Here is a 20779-nt window from a genome sequence, read left to right as displayed (position 1 = left end):
CTGTCCCCCGACCGAGACAGACCTGCCGCGATAAGGTTAACAGGGTATAAAACGCGTACGCGACTGCAACCCTAATGCGACGAACGGCACGATCGCAGCGTGTTAGGCCGGCGAAGGATCAGGCCGCACGCGCCTCGAGCGCCGCCGCGGCCTGTCCCATCAGCTCGGCGATGATGTCCGCGACCGGCTCTTCCTTGGTGACCATGCCGACCGACTGGCCCGCCATCACCGACCCATGCTCGACATCGCCGTCGACCACCGCGCGGCGCAGCGCGCCTGCCCAGTAATGCTCGATCTGCAACTGCGCCTCGCCCATCGCCACGCGCCCCTCGTCGAGATGCCCCGCAACCTCGCGCTGCTTGGCCGAGAACAGCTCGCCCGCCGCATTCTTCAGCGCGCGTACCGGGATAACCGGCAGCCGCGCGTCGAGCTGGACGCTGGCGATCGCATCGCGCGCCGATGCGCGGATGAACGCCTTCTTGAAATTGGCATGCGCGATCGATTCGGTCCCGCAGACGAACCGCGTGCCGAGCTGGACGCCCGCAGCCCCCATGTCGAGATAGCCCGCAATCGCCTCGCCGCGACCGATCCCGCCCGCGACGAACACCGGCACCAGCTCGGCGATCTCGGGCAGCATCTCCTGCGCCAGCACGCTCGTCGACACCGGGCCGATATGCCCGCCGGCTTCCATCCCCTCGATCACCAGCGCATCGACGCCGCTGCGGATCAGCTTCTTGGCCAGCGCCAGCGTCGGCGCGAAACAGATGACCTTGGCGCCGCCCGCCTTGATCGCCTCGAGGCTGCCCTTGGGCGGCAATCCGCCTGCCAGCACGACATGGCCGACCTTGTGCCGCGTGCACACCGCGATCAGTTCGACCAGATCGGGATGCATGGTGATCAGGTTCACGCCGAACGGCTTGTCGGTCATCGCCTGAGTCGCGGCGATCTCGGCATCGAGCAACGCGGGCGTCATCGCCCCGCACGCGATCACCCCGAACCCGCCCGCGTTCGAGATCGCGGAGACGAGGTTGCGCTCGCTCACCCACGACATCGCCCCGCCAAGGATCGCGACCTCGGACCCGAGGAATGCGGCGCCGCGCGCCATGCGGCGCTGAAGCCGGTCGCTGCCGATGGTCATTACAAAACTCCCGTTCGTGTCGAGCGAAGTCGAGAAACCCCGCGCAGTATCCGTGACATATTTCCCGACAATGCTCGAAACGAACGGACGGTGTCCGTCAAGCCGCATCCTCGGCATCGAGCCCATAGGCGGTATGCAGCACGCGCACCGCCAGCTCGGTATAATCCTCTTCGATCAGCACGCTGACCTTGATCTCCGACGTCGCGATCGCCTGGATGTTGATCCCGCGCTCGCCGAGCGTCGTGAACATCGTCGAGGCGACGCCCGCATGGCTGCGCATCCCGACGCCGACCACCGACACCTTGGCGACGCGCGTGTCGTGGACCAGGCTCGCAAAGCCGATCGCGTCCTTCGCCTTGTCGAGCACGTCGAGCGTCCGCGCCAGATCCGCCGAGGGCACGGTGAACGTCACGTCGGTCGACCCGGTCGAATGCGCGACGTTCTGGACGATCATGTCGACGTTGATCCCCGCATCGGCGAGCGGCGCGAAGATCGCCGCGACCGATCCCGGGCGATCGCTGACCTGCGTCAGCGTGATCTTTGCCTCGTTCTTGTCATGCGCGATGCCGGTGATGAGCTGGCGTTCCATATCGTCGATTTCCTCTTCGCCCACGATCAGCGTGCCGCGGTGACCATCGGTCGTATCGCCATCCTCGAACGAGGAAAGCACGCGCACGCGCACATTCTCTTTCATTGCCAGGCCCACCGACCGCGTCTGCAGCACCTTGGCGCCGACGCTGGCGAGTTCCAGCATCTCTTCATACGTCACCTTGCCGAGCTTGCGCGCGCGCGGCACGATCCTCGGATCGGTCGTGTAGACGCCGTCGACATCGGTATAGATGTCGCAGCGATCGGCCTTCATCGCCGCCGCCATCGCGACCGCCGACGTGTCCGACCCGCCGCGCCCCAGCGTGGTGACGCGCTGGCCTTCCGCCACGCCCTGAAACCCCGGGATCACCGCGACAACGCCGTCCGCAAGGCTCGCATCGAGCGCGACCGTGTCGATCTCGCCGATCCGGGCCGAGCCATGCGCGTCCGACGTGTTGATCGGCAGCTGCCACCCGAGCCAGCTGCGCGCCTTGCAGCCCGCGGCCTGAAGCGCGATCGCGAGCAGCCCGCTCGTGATCTGCTCGCCCGCCGAGACGACGACGTCATATTCCTTCGCATCGTACAGCGACGACGCCTCGCGGCAGAAGCCGACCAGCCGGTCGGTCTCGCCCGCCATTGCGGAGACGACGACCGCGACCTCGTTGCCCGCATCGACCTCGCGCTTCACGCGCGCCGCGACGTTGCGGATACGTTCGATCCCGGCCATCGACGTCCCGCCGAATTTCATCACGATACGGGCCATGGGCAGCGTAAATCCCTTTGGGTCGAAGCGGCGGCCCTGATAGGTAGCGCGCATGATACTGGCAAGTGACCGCAACGAAAGCGCAACAATCGATCCCCGGGAGGCCGCGCATTTCGGCACGATGGCGGCCGACTGGTGGAACCCCAAGGGCTCATCCGCGCCGCTCCACCAGCTCAATCCGCCCCGCCTGCGCTACATCCGCGACCGGGTCGACACGCACTGGCACGGTGACGGCACGGGCTTCACCCCGCTCGCCGGCCGGACCGCGCTCGACGTCGGCTGCGGCGCGGGGCTGCTCTGCGAACCGCTCGCGCGGCTCGGCGCCAGCGTGACCGGGATCGACGCCGCGCCCGAAAATATCGCCGCGGCAGAAATACATGCGAAGCAGAGCGGGCTCGCGATCGACTATCGCGCAGGCGGCGTCGAGGGGCTCGACGGCCAGTTCGACCTCGTCACCAGCCTCGAGGTGATCGAGCATGTCAGCGACCCGACAGGCTTCGTCCGCGGCCTCGCGCGCGTGCTGGCCGACAATGGCCTGCTGATCCTGTCCACCCCCAACCGCACGCCCTTGTCGCGGCTCGCGATGATCACGATCGCGGAAGGCACCGGCCGCATCCCGCGCGGCACGCACGACTGGAACAAGTTCCTCACCCCCGAAGAACTGACCGCGCTGCTCCGCGACGCCGGCCTCCACGTCGTCCACACGCAAGGCCTCGGCTTCTCGCCGGCGACCGGCTTCACGCTCAGCGATTCGACCAGCCTCGACTATTTCCTGACCGCGGTAAAAGCCTGACCCTTGCCCCGCCCGGCACCACCCCGGCGGGCACCAACTCGGCGGGCACCACCACCCCAATCGGCACCACCACCCCGGCGAAGGCCGGGGCCCAGTTGGGAAGGCCAGGGTAACGAAACGCGACTTCAGCCATGACCGTCCCCCAACTGGGCCCCGGCCTCCGCCGGGGTGGAACCGAATACTGGCGAGGTGGTGTCACATGACCAAGGCCACCCCCCACCCCTGTTCACCCGCGAAGGCGGGTGCCCAGACTGGACACCCGCCTTCGCGGGTGAACATCCTTCTTCTAGTCGGTTTAGCCGCGCTCTACATCGCGCTCGCGCTCCTCCGCCCCGTCGACCACGACGAGAGCCAGTATGTCGCCGCGGCCGTCCTCACCGCGCACGGCCTGCTCCCCTATAGCGACTTCGCCTATCTCCAGACCCCGCTCCAGCCCTTCCTCCTCGCACCGATCGCCGTCCTGACCGGCGCCTGGACCTGGCCCGCGCTCCGCCTCGCCAACGCGCTGCTCGGCCTCGCAACCGTCGCGTTCGTTCACGCCGCCGCGCGCCGCACCGGTGCTGGCCCCGCCACCGCGCGCCTCTGCGCCGCGCTGTTCGCGACCACCGACATCCTGCTCTTCAGCATCGGCACCGCGCGCAACGACGCGCTCCCCGCCGCCTGCCTCGCCGCCGCGCTCTGGCTGATCCTCCGGGAAGACCGGACCCGCGCCGGCGCGCTGACAATCGGCCTACTGCTCGCCGCCGCGGTCGCCGCAAAGATCTCCTACGCCTTCCCCGCCGCCGCCTATGGCCTCTACGCGCTGGTCCATCCCCGCCACCGCGTCTGGCTGGTCGCGCTCGGCGCGGTCCCGATCGTCGCGTTCGTCGGCTGGACGTTCGCGCTGTCGCCCGAAGGCTTCCTGTTCGGCACGCTGCATTTTCCCGCCCAGGCGCCCGCAGAATATTACGCAGCACGGCCCTGGAAGCTGTCGCTTGCCGCCAAGGCGCTCGATACGCTGAAGTTCCTCGCGCTCGGCGCCGCGCTGCCCGCCCTCGTCCTCGTCGCGCGCGCCGCGATCCGTCGTCGTCGCGTCACCCTGCCCGACCTGCTCGTCCTTGCCGGGCTGGTTGCCGCGCTGCTCCCGGTGCCGACCTGGCGGCAATATCTGCTGCCGATGCTGCCCCCGCTGTTCGTCGCGCTCGCCGCCGCCTGGACCGCGCAACCGCCGACCCGCGCAACCACCCGGATCATGGCCGTCTTCGCGCTGCTCGGCCTCGCACCCACGCTCTCAGCACTCGTCGAGCCCGGCCGCCTCCCGCTCGTCACCGCCATGCGCGAAGCCGCCACGCTGAGGCGAACGCTCGACGCGCGCCGGATCGCCGGCCCGATCGTCACGCTGTCGCCGCAGATCCTGCCCGCCACCGGCCGGCTCCCCGATCCCCGCTTCGCCGCCGGCCCCTTCTACTTCCGCAGCCGCACCCTGCTCGACCCCGCGGCCGAGGCCCGGCTCCACCTCGTCGCGCGCGATCGCCTGCGCCTCGCCCCCGGCACCGTCATCCTCACCGGTGGCGAATCCGCCGCGACCGCGGGCGATTCGCAACTCGACGCCGCGCTCGAGAAGGCGGGATCCGGAACGGTCGCCGTCCCCGGCACCCGCTTCCGGCTGTCGGTCACGCCGCCAGCCGCCCCCGTCGCGCCGCGATCAGCCCGGCATAATAATCCACCAGTTCCACCGCATGCGCATGATCCGAGCGGACCTGCGCCGACGCCACGACCGCCGCGCGCCTGAGCATCCCACGGTCGCGCGCGAACAGCCGCGCGATCGCCGCCGCCGCCGAGGTCGCATCGCGCGCCGTATAGAGCTCGCTGGCATGCCGGTCCGCAATCTCGGCGCACCCGCCCGTATCGGGCACGATCAGCGGCAGCCCCGACGCCATCGCCTCCGACGCGACCAGCCCGAACGGCTCGGCCTCCGACCCGTGGATCAGCGCGTCGCAGCTCGCCATGATCGCGGCCAGCCGCTCGCGGTCATAGACCGGCGCGAACATCCGGATATGCGGCGATCCGCCGATCCGCCGCGCGATCGCCTTGCTCTGGCTGCCCGTGCCGAACAGGATCAGCCCGATCGGCAGGTCGGTGCCCGCGCGCGCGACCGCGTCGACGACCAGCGGCCAGCGCTTCTCGCCATGATGCCGGCCAAGCCCGATCAGCAGCATCGCGTCCGCCGGCAACCCGCATTGCTGCAACAGCCGCCCCCGCAGCGCCTCGTCGCGCAGCCGTGGCGAGAAATGGCCGCGCTCAATCCCCAGCGGCATCGCCGCGTCGATCCGGACCCCACGCGCGCGCAACCGTTTCTCCAGTGCGGGTCCGTTGGTGACGACCGTATCGAACCGCGTCAGGAACCGGTTCATGTACCGGCTGTACCAGCCGAACGCGCGCTCGATCCGGTCGTGGCTGGCGAACCCCGCGAACCAGCGCTGCGCATAGGCGGCGATATTGTCGTTGTGCATGAAGAAGGATTTCAGCGCGCGCTGCTGACCGTCGGGCCCCGTCCAGTCGCCGACGAACCAGGCCGGCCGCCACGGCGAACAGCATTCGACGACATCCGGATCGAGGTCGTCCAACACCCGGTGGATCGCCGCACGGTCCCAGAACAGGCCGTAGTTGCGATCGAACGGCATCCCCGGTGACTTGAGGTAGATCACCCGCCCGCCACCCGGCCGCTCCTCGACGCGGCCCTCGCGACCCGGCGCGACGACGATCAGCTCGTGCCCCAGATCGGCGAGGATCCCCATCTTCCGGTCGATATAGGTGCGCACCCCACCGCCGGTCGGCGAGTAGAATTCGTTGACGTCGACGATCCGCATCTCAGCCCGCCCGCCCCCTCACTTGCCGTCCAATGGGCCGAACCCGCCCAGCCCGCGCAGATATTGCGCGCGGATCGTGACATGCGTGAGTCCGGGCCCGACCTCGACGATCGCCTGGTCGACCTTGGGTCGCGATCGGCCGAGCCGGTCGCCCTTCACGAACCCCGCGCCATCCGACCAGACACTGAACTTGGCCCGGCCGTCACGGTCGTGCGTGAACAGCAGCGCGTAGCGGCCCGGGTGCGGCACGCGGATGCACAAGGCGGTCGGGCCGGTCGCGGGGGCTGGCACGCTGATGCGGCGAAACGTCTTGCCCGCCGCGATCAGCTCGCGGTCGCCGCGCAGGAAATCGGCCTCGTCGGGCGGATAGAGTTCGAGCATCAGATTGCCCTTGCGATCCTTCAGTCCGATGATCGTCGCCGCGATCGCCGGCCCCTCGTCGCGCTCGCACGCCTGCGCGTCGCTGCCGAGCATCGGCTCCTGGATCGCCGTCCGGCCGCCGGCCCATGCCGGGGCGGCGCCCGCGACCAGCCCCGCCAGCATCATCCCCGCCCCAAGGAATCGGTTCACGCACGCGTCCTCATCGCGATCGCATGCCCGCTGAATATGACAATCAGAATGACATGGACGAGCAACGTCAGCGCCGCGGTGAACGCGACGAGCTCGGACAGCGCCTGGTCCTGCCCGATCAGCAGGATCGCGAAATTGGCGAACAGCAGGTCCTTGTTCGGCACCAGCGGCAGCCGCGACACGAGCAGCCGCCCCGCCGCGAGGAACAGCCACATCGCGATCGACACGCCGGGCAGCGCAAAATGCCAGGCGAGCGCGATCAGCAGCGATCCGCACATCAGCCGGATGCAGTGGATCATGAACACCCACCACAGGGTCGCGCGTGGCAGCGAGAAGACGCGCCGCGAGAAGATCAGGAACGGCAGCGAGATTGCAAAGGTGATCGCCGCCGACCCCAGCACGGTCTTGAACAGGTCGGGCGGCAACAGGTCGCGGCTCAGCGGCAGCGCGATCGCGACCATCGCCAGCGTGATCGCGTTGCCCGCGATCGCCGACAGGATCGTCACGTCCTTCACCGCGCCGAACGGCGACGCCACCATCCGTGCGCGCGCCCGCGCCCAGGCATAGAAATAGGCGTCGCCCGAATAGCCGAACACCACCTCGTTCGCGATCCGCTTCTTGATCAGCGCGACCAGCCCCGCGACCGGGATGCCCCATAACCGGCGGAAGATTACATAATCCCCCGTCGGCGGCGACATGTAGAGCAGCGCGAAACACAGGTAGAATCGCGGATCGGACGGCACCGACCGCGACAGTCCGGCCAGCCCGTGCGCGAACAGCTCGCGCGCGAGCCCCGCGATCATCGCCAGCGTCAGCACCGCGCCGATGATCGCCGGCCACCGGCTGCGGAAGGTCTTGAGCGGTTCGAGCCCGACGATATCGGCTCCCGCCTGCACCACCCCCGCCTGCACCACACCCGCCGCGGAACGACCCGGCGGGTTCCCGGCCGTCAGCGCGGAGCCCGTCATACGCGTACGCATCGAACGATCCTCGTCCTGTACCGCGCACCCGGCCTTTCCGGGCATGCCATCACGCCGCGCCAATAGCCGCCCCGCCGCCGGCTTGCACGTGAAGATCGAGTCATCCGTCCCCGAACCTGCGCGGTTCGCCGCCGCTTACCCTCTCGCCATCGCGCCCCGGCCGCGCCATCTGTGCGCGATGCCCGGCGCGCACCACATCCTGACCTATGCAGACGACCTGTCCGGCGGCGGCGTCGAGCGCGCGCAGCTGCGGCTCGCGCGTGGCTGGCTCGCGGCGGGGCGGCGCGTCACGCTGGTGATCGGCGACCCGACCGGCCCGCTCGCCAACGAGCTGCCCGATGGGTTGGAGATGATCGCCGGCACCGCGCGCACATTGCCCGGCCGCGTCCGCCGCATGGCCCCCGACATCGTCTTCTGCCCCGGCAATCATTATACCGGCATCGCCGCCTGGATCCGGCTCAGGCTCGGCCGCACCTGTCCACCGATCGTCGCCAAGATGTCGAACGCGCCCGACCGCGGCGACCATGGCCGCCTGCTCCATGCCGCACACCGCGTCTGGCTCGCGCGTCACGGCCGGTTCCTCGATCATCTCGTCGCGATGACGCCCGCCACCGCGCTGCAGGCCGCCGCGGCGACGCGCATGCCGGGGCGGGTCAGCGTCATCCCCAACCCGCCGGCGCTCGCCGCACCCGGCGCGACGCTCCCCGTGCTGCCCCCGCGGTTCATCCTCGGCGTCGGCCGGCTCGAACCGCAGAAGCGCTGGGACCGGCTGCTCGCCACGGTCGCCGCGCTCGCCGATCGCGAGATCGCGCTCGTCATCCTCGGCGAGGGCACGTGTCGCGACGCGCTCACGGCGCAGGCGACCGCACTCGGCCTCGCCGACCGCGTGCACCTGCCCGGCCATGTCGCCGATCCGCTCCCCGCGATGGCGCGCGCGCGCCTCGTCGCGCTGACCTCGGATTTCGAAGGCGTGCCGGGGGTCCTGCGCGAGGCGCTGTCGGTCGGCACCCCCGTCGTCGCGACCGATTCGAGCCATGCGATTGCCGAGATCGTCGACACCCCCGCACGCGGCACGATCGTCGCGCGTGACGACGGCCCCGCACTCGTCGCCGCACTCGACGCCTGGCTCACCTCTGGTACGCCGCGACCGGCACCCGTCCCGCAACCCGGCAGCGACTCGGCGCAGCGCTATCTCGCGCTGTTCGACACGCTCATCAGTCCGCGGCCTTCTCGTCCTCGCGGTCCGACCGGCGCTCGAGCGCGGTCTTGAGCATCGCAGTCATCGGATCGGCAAGCGCGAGGCCAAGGATCCCGAACAGCGCGCTCGCGAGGATCTGCGCCCCCAGCGTCAGCGCGGGCGGCAGGTCGACGGTGCGCTTGGCGACCATCGGCACGATCACATAGCCGTCGATCGTCTGCACCACGAAATAGGTGCCGATCGCCCAGTACCCGGTGTCGACGCCCGCGCTGAAGCCGACCGCGACCATCAGCACGCCGGTAACGATCGCACCGATATTGGGGATGAAGGCAAGGATGCCCGCGATGATCCCGAGCAGCATCGCCATCGGCACGCCGCCGATCGCCAGTGCGATCCCCGTCGCGACGCCCTCGACCGCCATGCCGAGCAGGCGCCCAGCGAGCAGCCGCCGCATCGTCTCACCCATCGTCACCATCGTCCGGGCGAATTCGTCGCGCAGGTCGGTCGGCACCATCCACTGCACGCCGCGCGCATAGGTGCCCGGGTCCATCGCGATGAACAGCCCGAGCACCAGGATCATGAACAGGCTGGTCAGCGCGCCGATCGCGGTGCCGACCCAAGATGTCACGCGCCCGACCGACCCCAGCGCCTGCTTGGCGATCCCGCTCACGTCCGACACGCCCGGCATCAGCCCCTGCGACGCCAGATAGCCCGTGAACCGGTTCGCCTGCAGCTCGAGCGTCGAGCGCAGCTGCGTCACCTGTTCGGTCACCTGCACGCCGGTCAGCACGAACGTGCCGATCATGAACACCAGCACCAGCACCACGACGATCAGCAGCCGCCATCCGCGGCTGATCGGCAGCACGCGCCCGAGCAACCGGACGCCGCCGTCGAGCAGCGACGCGAACACCACCGCCGCGAAGATCAGCAGCAACGGCTGGACCAGCACGATCGCCAGCGCGATCAGGCAGGCGAGCCCCAGCCAGATCGTCGCGCGCCGGATTTCGTTGCGCAGCGCCGGGTCGCGCATCTCGACCGGGCTGGCCTCGTCGACGCGCTTGGTCGCGCCGCTATCGTCGGCCATCTCAGTTCGCCGTTGCAGGGTGGAGCGACGTACCCGCGCGATCCGACCGGAGCGATCCCCACCAGGTCAGCGGGTTGTAGGTCGCATCGCCGTCGAGGCTGAAGGTGATGAACTCCGCGCGCCCGCCCAGATTCTCGTACGGCACCGGTCCGCCCAGCCCCAGCTGCGTCAGCGCGAAGCGGCTGTCCGCGGACCGGTCGCGATTGTCACCCATCAGGAAGACATGAGCCGCCGGGATCGTGATCGGCCCGTAATCGTCGCCCGGGCTCCAGCCCATCTCGATCGTGTCGAACCGCCGGCCATTGGGCAGCGTCTCGGTGATCGTCGGCAGGCGACAGATCATCGCGCCGTCGGCCCGCGTCTCGCGCGCGCCGGGATATTCGTCCTCGCTGCACGGGCTGTTGGTGTCGACCGGGATCAGCGTGTCATGGACGGGACCGCGCTTCACCGGCACGCCGTTCAGGATCACCGTCCCGCCGCGCACTTCCAGCCGATCGCCCGGCAGGCCGATCACGCGCTTGATATAGTCGTTCTGCGTCCCTGGCGGCGTCACGATCACCACGTCGCCGCGCGCCGGCAGCGACCCGAACAGCCGCCCCTTGATGAAGGGGATCTGCACGCTCCAGCTGTCTTCCTGCTGGCGAAGCACGACGCTCTTGAAGATCGCGACCGGGTTGGGGATCGTCGGCGACACGAACGACCAGCCATAGGCGAATTTCGTGACGACCAGCCGGTCGCCGATCCGCAGGCCCGGCAGCATCGATTCGCTCGGGATATAGAAGGGCTTGGCGATGAAGCTGTGGAAGCCGAGCACCACCAGCACCAGCCAGAATATGCCCTTCACCTCGCCCCACCAGTCGGTCCCGCGGCGCACGGGTGCCGTCGTCGTGGTGGGAGGGGAACCGTCGTTGCCCGGGGGCGGGACGGGTGTGGCGCCGACCCGCGATGCTGCCGGATTCTCGAGCGACTCTTTGCCGTCCAACGCCGCTTCCTTCATCGATCTTTATCCGCGGATAACAGGGGTATCGCTTCGATTATCACAAAGGCCTGCGCCCAGGGATGATCGTCCGTCATGGTCAGGTGTACGCGCGCGGCGTGGCCTTCGGGGGTCAACGCGTCAAGCCTCGCCTTGGCCCCGCCGGTCAGGGCCAGCGTCGGCGCACCGCTTGCGGCGTTGACGACGCCGATGTCCTTCATGAACACGCCCGCGCGAAACCCGGTGCCGACCGCCTTCGAAAACGCCTCTTTCGCCGCGAACCGCTTGGCGAGCGTCCCCGCCTTCGTAAACGGCCGCCGCGCCGCCTTGGCCAGCTCCACCTCGGTAAACACCCGCTGCTCGAACCGCTCGCCGAACCGCTCGACCGACGCCTGGATGCGCTCGATATTGCACAGGTCCGACCCCAACCCGATGATCATCGCGACGCCTGGAGTCGGAAGACAAGATATGTTCTCGCGAAGGCGCGAAGGCGCGAAGCGAGCGGGAGACGCGAGCCCGGGGCGGTCTTCAGACTCTTCGCGCCTTCGCGCCTTCGCGTGAACCCCATCTGCACGCTACCGCGCCGCATCCATCGCCTCGCGCATCCGCCGCACCGCCTCGCCAAGCCCCACGAACAGCGCCTCGCCCACCAGGAAATGCCCGATGTTCAGCTCGCGCACCTGCCGGATCGCCGCGATCGGCGCGACATTGTCATAGGTGAGTCCGTGCCCGGCATGCACCTCGATGCCGTTCTTCGCCGCCAGCGCCGCCGCATCCTCAAGCCGCCGCAGTTCGACGCTGCGCGCATCACCCGACAGCTCGGCATAACGCCCCGTGTGCAGCTCGACGACCGGCACCTTCAGCCGCACCGCCGCCTCGATCTGCCGCGCATCGGGCTCGATGAACAGCGACACGCGGATCCCCGCCCCCGCCAGCGCGTCGACCAGCCGCGCCATCCGGTCATAATGCCCCGCGACGTCGAGCCCGCCCTCGGTGGTCAGCTCCTCGCGCTTTTCGGGCACGATGCACGCCGCATGCGGCCGGTGGCGCAGCGCGATGCCGAGCATCTCGTCGGTCGCCGCCATCTCCAGGTTGAGCGGGATCGCAAGCTCGGTCGACAATCGCGCGATGTCGTCGTCGGTGATGTGCCGGCGATCCTCACGCAGATGCGCGGTGATCCCGTCCGCCCCCGCCGCCGCCGCGACCAGCGCCGCGCGGACCGGATCGGGATAGCCCGCCCCGCGCGCATTGCGCACCGTCGCGACGTGATCGATGTTGACGCCCAGGCGCAGATGCGCGGTGCCGGGGGGGCTCATGCCGCCGCCCTGCTACCGGGCTTGATCGCCGGAATCGCCGCGAGTTCGGGGGGCAGTGCATCCGCCGCATAGGTCGGCACGTCGAGCCGGATCAGCGGGAAGAACCGCACGCCCAGGTCCGCCGCGCCGTTCGACCGGTCGACCAGCGCCGCCGCCGCGACCGTCTCGCCGCCCGCGCGCCCGATCGCCGCGATCGCTTCCTTCGACGACAGCCCGGTGGTCACCACGTCCTCCATCATCAGCACGCGCTGCCCCGGTGCCAGCCGGAAGCCGCGGCGCAGCTCGAACACGCCGTCGGGCCGCTCGAGGAACATCGCCTCGACGCCCAGCGCGCGCGCCATCTCATGACCACAGATCACCCCGCCCATCGCCGGCGACACCACCGCGCTGATCGACGCGCGCAGGTTCTCCGGGATCCGCGCGACCAGCGCCTCCGCCAGCCGCGCGCCACGCCTGGGGTCCATCAGCACGCGCGCGCATTGCAGGTAGCGCGAGCTGCGCAGGCCCGAGGACAGGATGAAATGCCCCTCGAGCAGCGCTTCGGCAGCGCGGAATTCGGCGAGCACGTCGTCTTCGGTCATCGCGGGTCATCGCTCCAATGAAATCTGTCGCGCTGTACGATCGCGGCAAAGTCCACGCAATGACAACCGCCACCGCCCCCGCCACCGCCACCGCGCCGGACGCCATGCGTCCCGAAAAATTTGCCGGCCCGTGCAACAAATTCAACAAAGCCCGCACCGGGGTTGAGGCTCGCCCCGCCGCCGCCTATAGCCGAATGTCAAAATGATAAGCAGACATCCGCGCGTCCGTGATACGGGTTCGCACCAAACCGGGGTCAAGAAAAACGATGCGCATACTGGGGATGAGAGGATTGGCGATCGCAGCGGGGCTCGCACTGGCGAGTCTTGGCGGCGTCGCCGGGCAGGCTGCACCGGCTTCGCAGGCCGCCGCGACCGCGCCTGACACCGGCGCCGCGGGCGCTGCACCACAGGCCGCGGCCGGCCCGGCCGGCGTGTCGAACACCGCACCCACCAGCGCTGCCGCCCCGGCGACCGCGAATCCCTCCAGCCCGGCGCTCGCCGAGGATGGCGGCTATGCGATGGCCCCGACCCCCGGCGTGGGCCAGCCCACCCCCGGCACCGTCGGCCTCCAGCCACAGGTCACCAAGAACGGCGTCTTCGCGCACTGGATGCACAACGCGATCCTGATGCCGACGATCACCGCGGTCTCGCTGCTGGTGCTCGCTTTGCTCTTCTGGGTGGTGTTCCGCTATCGCCGCGCTGCCAACCCGGTGCCGTCGAAGACCAGCCACAACACCGTGATCGAGATCATCTGGACGCTCGCCCCGGTGATCATCCTCGTGCTGATCGCGGTCCCGTCGATCGGCCTGCTCTCCGCCCAGTTCAAGCCGGCGCCCGCGGGCGCGGTGACGATCAAGGCGATCGGCAACCAGTGGTACTGGACCTACCAGTATCCGGATAATGGCGGCTTCGAAGTCACCGCGAACATGCTGAAGGAGGCCAAGGACGTCGGCGCGGGCGAACGTGCGCGCACCGATGCCGACGGCCCGCGCCTGCTCGCGACCGACAACCGCATCGTCCTGCCGGTCGGCGTGCCGATCCGCCTCATCACCACCGCGAACGACGTGATCCACAGCTGGGCGGTCCCCGCCTTCTGGATCAAGCTCGACGCGATCCCCGGCCGCCTGAACGAGACGAGCTTCACGATCGACAAGCCCGGCCTCTATTTCGGCCAGTGCTCCGAGCTCTGCGGTGCGCGTCACGCGTTCATGCCGATCGCGGTCCAGGCCGTCTCGCCCGCGCAGTTCGCGGCGTGGGTCCGGGCCAAGGGCGGCTCGATGCCGACCCCGGGCCAGGCCTCCGACAAGGTCATTCCGCAGCCCGGCGCCGACGGCTCCGCGGCCAAGGTCGAGGAGGCGGCGGAAACCGCCAACGCCACCGGCCCGGTCGAAAACGTGACCACCGCAGCGCCTGCGACGACGCAGGGCGCCACCTCCAACCCGGCCGGCGCCGGCAACGCGGGACTCTAAGATGACCGACACCGCTCTCAACCCGTCGGCGTTCGTGGCCCATGATGCGCATGCGCATCATCACGACGCCGATCACAAGCCCGGTTTCTTCGCGCGTTGGTTCATGTCGACCAACCACAAGGACATCGGCACGCTCTACCTGATCTTCGCGATCGTCGCGGGGATCATCGGCGGCTCGGTCTCGGGCCTCATGCGCGCCGAGCTCGCCGAGCCCGGTATCCAGTATCTGCAGGGCTGGGCCGGTATGCTCCACGGCGGCAGCGCCAGCCTCGACGAATCGCTCCACCTCTGGAACGTGCTGATCACCGCGCACGGGCTGATCATGGTGTTCTTCATGGTCATGCCGGCGATGGTCGGTGGGTTCGGCAACTGGTTCGTGCCGATCATGATCGGCGCGCCCGACATGGCGTTCCCGCGCATGAACAACGTGTCGTTCTGGCTGCTGATCCCCGCCTTCACGCTGCTGCTCGCCTCGCCCTTCTTTGGCGGCGCAGGTAACGGCTGGACGCTCTACGCCCCGCTCTCGACCTATGGCGAGCCCGGGCCGTCGACCGACATGGCGATCCTCGCGCTCCATCTCGCGGGCGCCTCGTCGATCCTCGGCGCGATCAACTTCATCACCACCATCTTCAACATGCGCGCGCCGGGCATGACGCTGCACAAGATGCCGCTGTTCGTCTGGTCGATGCTCGTCACCGCATTCCTGCTGCTGCTCGCGCTCCCGGTCCTCGCGGCCGCGATCACGATGCTGCTGACCGATCGCAACTTCGGCACGACCTTCTTCGATCCGGCCGGCGGCGGCGATCCCGTCCTCTACCAGCATCTGTTCTGGTTCTTCGGCCATCCCGAAGTCTACATCATGATCCTGCCGGGCTTCGGCATCGTCAGCCAGATCATCTCGACGTTCAGCCGCAAGCCCGTCTTCGGCTATCTCGGCATGGCCTATGCCATGGTCGCGATCGGCGTGGTCGGCTTCGTCGTCTGGGCGCACCACATGTTCACCACCGGCCTGTCGGTGAACACCAAGATGTACTTCACCGCCGCGACGATGGTCATCGCGGTCCCCACCGGCATCAAGATCTTCTCGTGGATCGCGACGATGTGGGGCGGCTCGATGAGCTTCAAGACGCCGATGGTCTGGTCGATCGGCTTCATCTTCATGTTCACCGTCGGCGGCGTGACCGGCGTCGTGCTCGCCAATGGCGGCATCGACGACTACATGCAGGACACCTATTACGTGGTGGCGCATTTCCACTACGTGCTCAGCCTCGGCGCGGTGTTCTCGCTGTTCGCGGGCTTCTACTACTGGTTCCCGAAAATGTCGGGCAAGATGTACAACGAGTTCCTCGGCCAGCTCCACTTCTGGGTGTTCTTCATCGGCGTGAACGTCATGTTCTTCCCGATGCACTTCCTGGGCCTCCAGGGCATGCCGCGCCGTTACCCGGACTATCCCGACGCCTACGCGCACTGGAACTATGTCGCGACGGTCGGCTACATGATCATGGCCGCGGGCATGGCGATCTTCTTCGTCAACCTGATCTGGTCGCTGATCGCGGGCAAGAAGGCGGCGGACAATCCCTGGGGCGAAGGCGCCACGACGCTCGAATGGACGATCTCCTCGCCCCCGCCCTATCACCAGTTCGAGACCCTGCCGAAAGTCGACTAAGGCGGACAAGGGCCATCAGGCCCCCGCCCGGCCGGCGCGGCAACGCCGCGTCTGACGACACGGGACTTGCTCCCGTGTCGGGGCCAGCCAGAAAACGCCTCGGGGCAACCCGGGGCGTTTTTCATATCCGCCGCCCCCCAAACCGTCATCCTGACGAACGTCAGAACCCAGAGTCCAGCAGCACAGCTCGCCCGAAAATCGTCCCACCACGGCACGCCCCGAAATCCCCCGCTAGCCAAACCCCGCGCGGGTCCCCAAACACGGCCCATGCCGACGCTCCAGCACCTCGCCGTCTCGATTCTCGGCCTGACCCTCGCCGGCGGCACCGCGATCGCGCTCACCGGCGCCCGCCCCGTGACCGCAACCCAGGCCACCGCCCCACTCCGGACCGCCGCGACACCCCGCCCCGCGGCACCCGCCCCGAAACCCGCCGCCCCCGATCCCGCCGCCTACACCGTCAAGCGCATCCTCCAGATCCCGGGGCCGATGCGGCAGGGCGACCATTACTGGGACGAAACCGGCGCCCCCCAGGGCCCCGTCGTCGTCACCGTCGACCTCGCCGCGCAGACCGTCTCGGTCTTCCGCGCGGGCTATGAGATCGGCACCGCGGTCATCATCTACGGCGCGGACGAGAAGCCGACCCCCCTGGGCGTCTTCCCGATCACGCAAAAGGACGCGGACCACGTCTCCAACCTCTACAATGCGCCGATGCCGTACATGCTGCGGCTGACCAATGACGGCATCTCGATCCATGGCAGCGACGTCGGCGACGGCTATGCCACGCATGGCTGTATCGGCGTGCCCAGGGCGTTCGCGAAACGGATCTTCGACGCGGTGAAGCTCGGCGACCGGGTGATCGTCACCGATGGCGAGCGACTCGACCTCGGCCAGCCGATCACCGCCGCCTGATCGGCGTTCGCCACCATACCGGGGTTTCGATTTCCCCAGCAGAACCCCAGCAGAACCATGGCTTTCCCCGAACCGCCGGGTCGCGTATAGGCCTGCGCAACCATGACCACTGCGACGCCCCTGCTTCCCCCCGCCGAATGGCGCGACTTTCTGGCGCTGACCAAACCCCGGGTGATGACGCTCGTCGTGTTCACCGGGCTGTGCGGCATGCTCGCCGCGCCCGTCGGCATCCATCCCGTGATCGGCTTCACCGCGATCCTGTGCATCGCGCTCGGCGCGGGTGCGGCGGGGGCGCTCAACCAATGGTATGAATCCGATATCGACGCGGTCATGCGCCGCACACAGAAGCGCCCGCTTCCCGCCGGCCGGATGGACCGTCAGGCCGCGCTGCATTTCGGCGTCGGCCTCGCCAGCTTCTCGGTCCTGCTGATGGGGCTCGCCGTCAACCTCGCCGCGGCTGCGATCCTGACCGTCTCGATCCTGTTCTACGTCCTCGTCTACACCGTCTGGCTCAAGCGCCGCACGCCACAGAACATCGTCATTGGTGGTGCAGCGGGCGCCTTCCCGCCGCTGATCGGCTGGGCCGCCGCGACCGGCGATGTCGCGCTGCTTCCGCTGCTGCTGTTCGGGCTCGTCTTCCTGTGGACGCCGCCGCATTTCTGGGCGCTCGCGCTGTTCGTGAAGACCGATTACGCCAATGCGGGCGTGCCGATGCTCCCCGTCGTCGCGGGCGAACGCGTCACCCGGACCCAGATCGGCCTCTACACCATCCCGATGGCGCTCGCCGCGGTGCTCCCCTGGCCGCTCGGCCTGGTCGGCAATTTCTACGGCGTCGTCGCGACCGTCCTGACCGGGATCTTCGCTTGGCTCGTGGTCGTCGTCGCGACGCGCACGACCGGTGTCGACGACGCGATGAAGCCCGAGCGGCGCTTGTTCAAATATTCGATCCTGTATCTCTTTGCGATGTTCGGCGCGCTCGTCGTCGATAGGTGGCTGGCATGAACGATGACAAGACCCGCGAAGACCTGATCCGCCGCCGCCAGATGGGCCGGGCCAAGGTGATGGCGCTGCTGCTCGGCGCGTTCGTCATCCTCGTCTTCGCCATCTCGATCGCCAAGATTCAGGCGGGGATGCCGCACTGATGCGGATCGAGCGCACCACGCGAACCGCACTGCTCGCGGTGCTCGGCATCTGCTTCATGACCGGGCTCGCCTTTGCCAGCGTGCCGCTCTACCGCCTGTTCTGCCAGGTCACCGGCCTCAACGGCACGACGCAGCGCGGGCTCGTCGCCCCGGGCGGGACCGATCGCCAGATCCGCGTCGATTTCGATGCCAATGTAAACCCGAAGCTGCCGTGGAAGTTCGCGCCCGAAAACCCGTCGGACACGATCGCGGTCGGCGCGCGCGACATGGCGTTCTTCACCGCGACCAACACCTCGGACCGGCCGATCACCGGCACCGCGACGTTCAACGTAACGCCCGCGCAGGCCGGCAAATATTTCACGAAGATCCAGTGCTTCTGCTTCACCGAGCAGACGCTCAAGCCCGGCGAGACCGCGCGGATGCCGGTGATCTTCTTCGTCGATCCGAAGATCCTGAAGGATCCCGACGCGGCGGATATCCAGACGATCACGCTCAGCTACACGTTTTACCCGGTGGATTCCGCGAAAAACGCAAGCTAGGACAGTCGTAAAGAACATAGGGGAGTACCATGGCCGGCGCCAAGAACCACGATTATCACATCCTGCCGCCCAGCGTCTGGCCGCTGGTCGGGTCGATGTCCGCACTCGTGATGGCGGTCGGCGGCGTCATGTGGATGCATGGCGGCCATGTCGACAAGCCCAATGGCGGCGGCTGGATCTTCTTCATCGGCCTCGCCGGGCTGCTCTTCACCTTCTACAGCTGGTGGGCACAGGTCATCGCCGAGGCGCGCGCGGGTGATCACACCCCCGTCGTCCAGCTCCATTTCCGCTATGGCATGATCCTGTTCATCGCCTCCGAAGTCATGTTCTTCGTCGGCTGGTTCTGGGCGTTCTTCGACTTCTCGCTCTTCCCGACCGCGATGAGCATCGTCGACGGCCAGGTCGAACGCGCCGCCGAAGGTGCGGCTGCGGTCGCCGCGCAGTGGCCGCCCAAGGGCCTCACCGTCATCAACCCGTTCGAGCTCCCGCTGCTCAACACGCTGATCCTGCTGACGTCGGGCACCACCGTCACCTGGGCGCACCACGCGCTGATCCACAACCAGCGTGGCGGCGAGAAGACCGGGCTGTGGGGCATGATCGGCGTCGGCAACCGCGACGGCGTGCTCAAGGGCCTGTGGCTGACGGTCATCCTCGGCGCGCTGTTCAGCGCGATCCAGGCCTATGAGTACATGCACGCGCCGTTCCCGTTCAAGGGGATCAACTATGGCGCCGCGTTCTTCATGGCGACCGGGTTCCACGGCTTCCACGTCCTCATCGGCACGATCTTCCTGATCGTCTGCCTCGTCCGCGCCTATAAGGGCGACTTCACCCCCCGCCAGCATTTCGGCTTCGAGGCGGCGGCCTGGTACTGGCATTTCGTCGACGTCGTCTGGCTGTTCCTGTTCGTCACCGTCTATGTCTGGGGCGGCTGGGGCGCCCCCGTCCACGGCGGTTGAGCGTTCACGCCCACCCCCTCCCCGCCTACCACCCCGGCGAAGGCCGGGGCCCAGTTGGGAAGGCCGCAGTAACGAAGCGCTGCCCTCAGTCAGCAACGCCCCCCAACTGGGCCCCGGCCTCCGCCGGGGTGGCGATCTCTGACGAACCGCCCGCCCTCCTCACCCTGTTCTCCCGCGAAGGCGGGAGCCCAGCCCGGATCTCCGCCTCCGCGGGGAGCCACACCGGGCAAGGCGACCGCGCATGACCCCCGACCCCTACCCCCTCGCCTCCGCCCCCCCGATCGCCCAGGTCGCGCTCAAGGGCCTCTGCCCGCGCTGCGGCAAGCCCACCCTCTTCGCCAGATGGGCCGAATTCGCCGATCGCTGCTCCAATTGCGGCCTCGACTTCAGCAAGTTCAACGTCGGCGACGGCCCCGCCGCGTTCCTGACGCTGATCCTCGGCGCGATCGTCGTCGCGCTCGCGATCACGCTCGAGCTGACGCTGCACCCGCCACTCTGGGTGCACATGCTGGTCTGGATCCCGTTCACCGCCGCGGGCGTCATCCTGTCGCTCCGCGCCGCCAAGGGTGCGCTCATGTCCGCCGAATATCGCAACGCCGCGCGCGAGGGTCGCAGCCAGCCGTGACGACCACCCGGCGTTTCCCCGTCCTCCCGACGCTGCTCGTCGCGGTCGCGGTCGCGGCGATGATCGCGCTCGGCCTGTGGCAGTTGCTCGACCGCCTCCCGAAGAAGGAGGCGTTCCTCGCGCAGCTCGCCGCCAACCCCGCGCGTCCGCTGATGGCGTTCCCGAGCCTCCCTGACGAGACGCTGCTGTTCCGCCGCGCGACGGGCGTCTGCGTCAAGCCGACCGGGATCCGCCTCGCCGGCGCAGGCAAGGCGGGCTTCCGCGTCATCGCCGACTGCCGCACAGGCGCCGAAGGGCCCGGCATGATCGTCCAGCTCGGCACCACGCGCGATCCAAAGCTCAAGCCCCAATGGTCCGGCGGCCCGGTCTCGGGCTATATCACCCACGCCCCCGACGGCCGCTCGCTGATCGGTTCGCTGTTCGACCCGACCCCGGCGCGGCTGATGCTGGTCGCCGACACGCCGCCCGCCGGCCTCGCCCCCAACGGCAAGCCCGACCTCGACGCGGTCCCGAACAACCATCTCGCCTATGCCGGCCAGTGGTTCTTCTTCGCCGCCATCGCCGCGATCATTTATGTCCTGGCACTGGGCAGGCGCGGCAAGGTTGTGTCGAAAGCTGCGTCCCGCTAACCGGCTTG

23 protein-coding genes are annotated in these 20779 nt (G+C 68.6%); 13 read left to right on the top strand and 10 right to left on the bottom strand.

Features of this window, described 5'->3' with window-relative positions; translation table 11 throughout:
- Positions 1–118: 118 nt before the first annotated feature.
- Positions 119–1138, bottom strand: a complete 1020-nt coding sequence (locus tag J3A66_RS12960) for a nitronate monooxygenase (RefSeq protein ID WP_245336818.1) — start codon at positions 1136–1138, stop codon at positions 119–121.
- 97 nt (positions 1139–1235) lie between these two features.
- Positions 1236–2489 carry an aspartate kinase gene (locus J3A66_RS12955; protein WP_056407466.1) on the bottom strand — a complete coding sequence of 418 codons (1254 nt, stop codon included), beginning with the start codon at positions 2487–2489 and terminating at the stop codon, positions 1236–1238.
- A gap of 52 nt (positions 2490–2541) precedes the next feature.
- On the opposite strand from J3A66_RS12955, the gene ubiG reads away from it, so the two are divergent.
- Both ubiG and J3A66_RS12945 read left to right on the top strand, forming a co-directional pair.
- Positions 2542–3282, top strand: a complete 741-nt coding sequence (gene ubiG, locus J3A66_RS12950) for a bifunctional 2-polyprenyl-6-hydroxyphenol methylase/3-demethylubiquinol 3-O-methyltransferase UbiG (protein ID WP_209569244.1) — start codon at positions 2542–2544, stop codon at positions 3280–3282.
- Positions 3283–3553: 271 nt separating this feature from the next.
- Positions 3554–5053 (top strand): glycosyltransferase family 39 protein, encoded by a 1500-nt coding sequence (locus tag J3A66_RS12945; protein ID WP_209569242.1) that lies wholly within the window; start codon positions 3554–3556, stop codon positions 5051–5053.
- On the opposite strand, the gene J3A66_RS12940 is transcribed toward J3A66_RS12945, so the two are convergent.
- The 3 genes from J3A66_RS12940 to J3A66_RS12930 are packed head-to-tail and all read right to left on the bottom strand — an operon-like array spanning position 4935 to position 7681.
- The gene (locus J3A66_RS12940) at positions 4935–6131 is read right to left on the bottom strand and encodes a glycosyltransferase (protein WP_209569240.1); all 1197 of its coding nucleotides are present in this window, start codon (positions 6129–6131) and stop codon (positions 4935–4937) included. The genes J3A66_RS12945 and J3A66_RS12940 overlap by 119 nt on opposite strands.
- Before the next feature lie 18 nt (positions 6132–6149).
- Entirely contained in the window at positions 6150–6701 is a 552-nt protein-coding gene (locus J3A66_RS12935; RefSeq protein WP_348634048.1) for a DUF2141 domain-containing protein, read from the bottom strand.
- Positions 6698–7681, bottom strand: a complete 984-nt coding sequence (locus J3A66_RS12930; protein ID WP_167396700.1) for a hypothetical protein — start codon at positions 7679–7681, stop codon at positions 6698–6700. Before J3A66_RS12930 ends, J3A66_RS12935 begins: the two co-directional genes overlap by 4 nt.
- An 88-nt stretch (positions 7682–7769) precedes the next feature.
- Between J3A66_RS12930 and J3A66_RS12925 the strand changes: the two genes are divergently transcribed.
- Positions 7770–8951 (top strand): glycosyltransferase, encoded by a 1182-nt coding sequence (locus J3A66_RS12925; protein ID WP_348634047.1) that lies wholly within the window; start codon positions 7770–7772, stop codon positions 8949–8951.
- Here the strand turns inward: J3A66_RS12925 and J3A66_RS12920 are convergent.
- The 5 genes from J3A66_RS12920 to pyrE all read right to left on the bottom strand — a co-directional run bounded on the left by J3A66_RS12920 (position 8896) and on the right by pyrE (position 12836).
- Positions 8896–9963, bottom strand: coding sequence for an AI-2E family transporter (locus tag J3A66_RS12920; protein WP_209569238.1), 1068 nt, complete (start codon positions 9961–9963; stop codon positions 8896–8898). The genes J3A66_RS12925 and J3A66_RS12920 overlap by 56 nt on opposite strands.
- 1 nt (position 9964) lies before the next feature.
- Positions 9965–10960, bottom strand: coding sequence for a signal peptidase I (gene lepB, locus J3A66_RS12915; protein ID WP_209569236.1), 996 nt, complete (start codon positions 10958–10960; stop codon positions 9965–9967).
- Positions 10957–11379 (bottom strand): holo-ACP synthase, encoded by a 423-nt coding sequence (acpS, locus tag J3A66_RS12910; protein ID WP_056407025.1) that lies wholly within the window; start codon positions 11377–11379, stop codon positions 10957–10959. Before acpS ends, lepB begins: the two co-directional genes overlap by 4 nt.
- Positions 11380–11514: 135 nt before the next feature.
- A complete protein-coding gene (locus J3A66_RS12905; protein ID WP_107045503.1) occupies positions 11515–12255 on the bottom strand; it encodes a pyridoxine 5'-phosphate synthase in 741 nt (246 codons plus the stop codon).
- A complete protein-coding gene (gene pyrE / locus J3A66_RS12900; RefSeq protein WP_209569234.1) occupies positions 12252–12836 on the bottom strand; it encodes an orotate phosphoribosyltransferase in 585 nt (194 codons plus the stop codon). Before pyrE ends, J3A66_RS12905 begins: the two co-directional genes overlap by 4 nt.
- Positions 12837–12853: 17 nt before the next feature.
- On the opposite strand from pyrE, the gene J3A66_RS12895 reads away from it, so the two are divergent.
- The 10 genes from J3A66_RS12895 to J3A66_RS12850 all read left to right on the top strand — a co-directional run bounded on the left by J3A66_RS12895 (position 12854) and on the right by J3A66_RS12850 (position 20771).
- Entirely contained in the window at positions 12854–13042 is a 189-nt protein-coding gene (locus J3A66_RS12895; RefSeq protein ID WP_209569232.1) for a hypothetical protein, read from the top strand.
- Positions 13043–13102: 60 nt separating this feature from the next.
- Positions 13103–14305 carry a cytochrome c oxidase subunit II gene (coxB, locus tag J3A66_RS12890; RefSeq protein ID WP_107045501.1) on the top strand — a complete coding sequence of 401 codons (1203 nt, stop codon included), beginning with the start codon at positions 13103–13105 and terminating at the stop codon, positions 14303–14305.
- Position 14306: 1 nt separating this feature from the next.
- A complete protein-coding gene (ctaD, locus tag J3A66_RS12885; protein ID WP_209569230.1) occupies positions 14307–15971 on the top strand; it encodes a cytochrome c oxidase subunit I in 1665 nt (554 codons plus the stop codon).
- Between the two features lie 267 nt (positions 15972–16238).
- Positions 16239–16880, top strand: a complete 642-nt coding sequence (locus tag J3A66_RS12880) for a L,D-transpeptidase family protein (protein ID WP_209569228.1) — start codon at positions 16239–16241, stop codon at positions 16878–16880.
- A gap of 102 nt (positions 16881–16982) precedes the next feature.
- Positions 16983–17882 carry a heme o synthase gene (locus J3A66_RS12875; protein ID WP_192098620.1) on the top strand — a complete coding sequence of 300 codons (900 nt, stop codon included), beginning with the start codon at positions 16983–16985 and terminating at the stop codon, positions 17880–17882.
- Positions 17879–18022: a hypothetical protein gene (locus tag J3A66_RS12870; RefSeq protein WP_166746380.1), complete on the top strand. Its 144-nt coding sequence runs from the start codon at positions 17879–17881 to the stop codon at positions 18020–18022. The genes J3A66_RS12875 and J3A66_RS12870 overlap by 4 nt, the downstream gene beginning before the upstream one ends.
- Positions 18022–18561, top strand: coding sequence for a cytochrome c oxidase assembly protein (locus J3A66_RS12865; protein ID WP_031395434.1), 540 nt, complete (start codon positions 18022–18024; stop codon positions 18559–18561). Before J3A66_RS12870 ends, J3A66_RS12865 begins: the two co-directional genes overlap by 1 nt.
- A gap of 29 nt (positions 18562–18590) precedes the next feature.
- Complete coding sequence (locus J3A66_RS12860; RefSeq protein WP_031441784.1) at positions 18591–19517, top strand: cytochrome c oxidase subunit 3; 927 nt, start codon at positions 18591–18593, stop codon at positions 19515–19517.
- Positions 19518–19758: 241 nt separating this feature from the next.
- On the top strand, positions 19759–20142 hold the full coding sequence (locus J3A66_RS12855) for a DUF983 domain-containing protein (RefSeq protein WP_031441783.1): 384 nt from the start codon (positions 19759–19761) through the stop codon (positions 20140–20142).
- On the top strand, positions 20139–20771 hold the full coding sequence (locus J3A66_RS12850) for an SURF1 family cytochrome oxidase biogenesis protein (protein ID WP_341786133.1): 633 nt from the start codon (positions 20139–20141) through the stop codon (positions 20769–20771). Before J3A66_RS12855 ends, J3A66_RS12850 begins: the two co-directional genes overlap by 4 nt.
- The last annotated feature ends 8 nt before the right edge of the window (positions 20772–20779 follow it).

Origin of the sequence: Sphingomonas sp. PvP018, from assembly GCF_017876865.1 — a bacterium.
Lineage (GTDB): Bacteria > Pseudomonadota > Alphaproteobacteria > Sphingomonadales > Sphingomonadaceae > Sphingomonas > Sphingomonas aerolata.
This window is presented reverse-complemented; position numbering and strand designations above follow the sequence as displayed.

Coding starts and splice junctions, on each gene's coding strand:
- J3A66_RS12960 (WP_245336818.1), bottom strand. CDS start 1,138: ATGACCATCGGCAGCGACCGGCTTCAGCGCCGCATGGCGCGCGGCGCC.
- J3A66_RS12955 (WP_056407466.1), bottom strand. CDS start 2,489: ATGGCCCGTATCGTGATGAAATTCGGCGGGACGTCGATGGCCGGGATC.
- ubiG (WP_209569244.1), top strand. CDS start 2,542: ATGATACTGGCAAGTGACCGCAACGAAAGCGCAACAATCGATCCCCGG.
- J3A66_RS12940 (WP_209569240.1), bottom strand. CDS start 6,131: ATGCGGATCGTCGACGTCAACGAATTCTACTCGCCGACCGGCGGTGGG.
- J3A66_RS12930 (WP_167396700.1), bottom strand. CDS start 7,681: ATGCGTACGCGTATGACGGGCTCCGCGCTGACGGCCGGGAACCCGCCG.
- J3A66_RS12920 (WP_209569238.1), bottom strand. CDS start 9,963: ATGGCCGACGATAGCGGCGCGACCAAGCGCGTCGACGAGGCCAGCCCG.
- lepB (WP_209569236.1), bottom strand. CDS start 10,960: ATGAAGGAAGCGGCGTTGGACGGCAAAGAGTCGCTCGAGAATCCGGCA.
- acpS (WP_056407025.1), bottom strand. CDS start 11,379: ATGATCATCGGGTTGGGGTCGGACCTGTGCAATATCGAGCGCATCCAG.
- J3A66_RS12905 (WP_107045503.1), bottom strand. CDS start 12,255: ATGAGCCCCCCCGGCACCGCGCATCTGCGCCTGGGCGTCAACATCGAT.
- pyrE (WP_209569234.1), bottom strand. CDS start 12,836: ATGACCGAAGACGACGTGCTCGCCGAATTCCGCGCTGCCGAAGCGCTG.
- J3A66_RS12895 (WP_209569232.1), top strand. CDS start 12,854: ATGAAATCTGTCGCGCTGTACGATCGCGGCAAAGTCCACGCAATGACA.
- coxB (WP_107045501.1), top strand. CDS start 13,103: ATGCGCATACTGGGGATGAGAGGATTGGCGATCGCAGCGGGGCTCGCA.
- ctaD (WP_209569230.1), top strand. CDS start 14,307: ATGACCGACACCGCTCTCAACCCGTCGGCGTTCGTGGCCCATGATGCG.
- J3A66_RS12880 (WP_209569228.1), top strand. CDS start 16,239: ATGCCGACGCTCCAGCACCTCGCCGTCTCGATTCTCGGCCTGACCCTC.
- J3A66_RS12875 (WP_192098620.1), top strand. CDS start 16,983: ATGACCACTGCGACGCCCCTGCTTCCCCCCGCCGAATGGCGCGACTTT.
- J3A66_RS12870 (WP_166746380.1), top strand. CDS start 17,879: ATGAACGATGACAAGACCCGCGAAGACCTGATCCGCCGCCGCCAGATG.
- J3A66_RS12865 (WP_031395434.1), top strand. CDS start 18,022: ATGCGGATCGAGCGCACCACGCGAACCGCACTGCTCGCGGTGCTCGGC.
- J3A66_RS12860 (WP_031441784.1), top strand. CDS start 18,591: ATGGCCGGCGCCAAGAACCACGATTATCACATCCTGCCGCCCAGCGTC.
- J3A66_RS12855 (WP_031441783.1), top strand. CDS start 19,759: ATGACCCCCGACCCCTACCCCCTCGCCTCCGCCCCCCCGATCGCCCAG.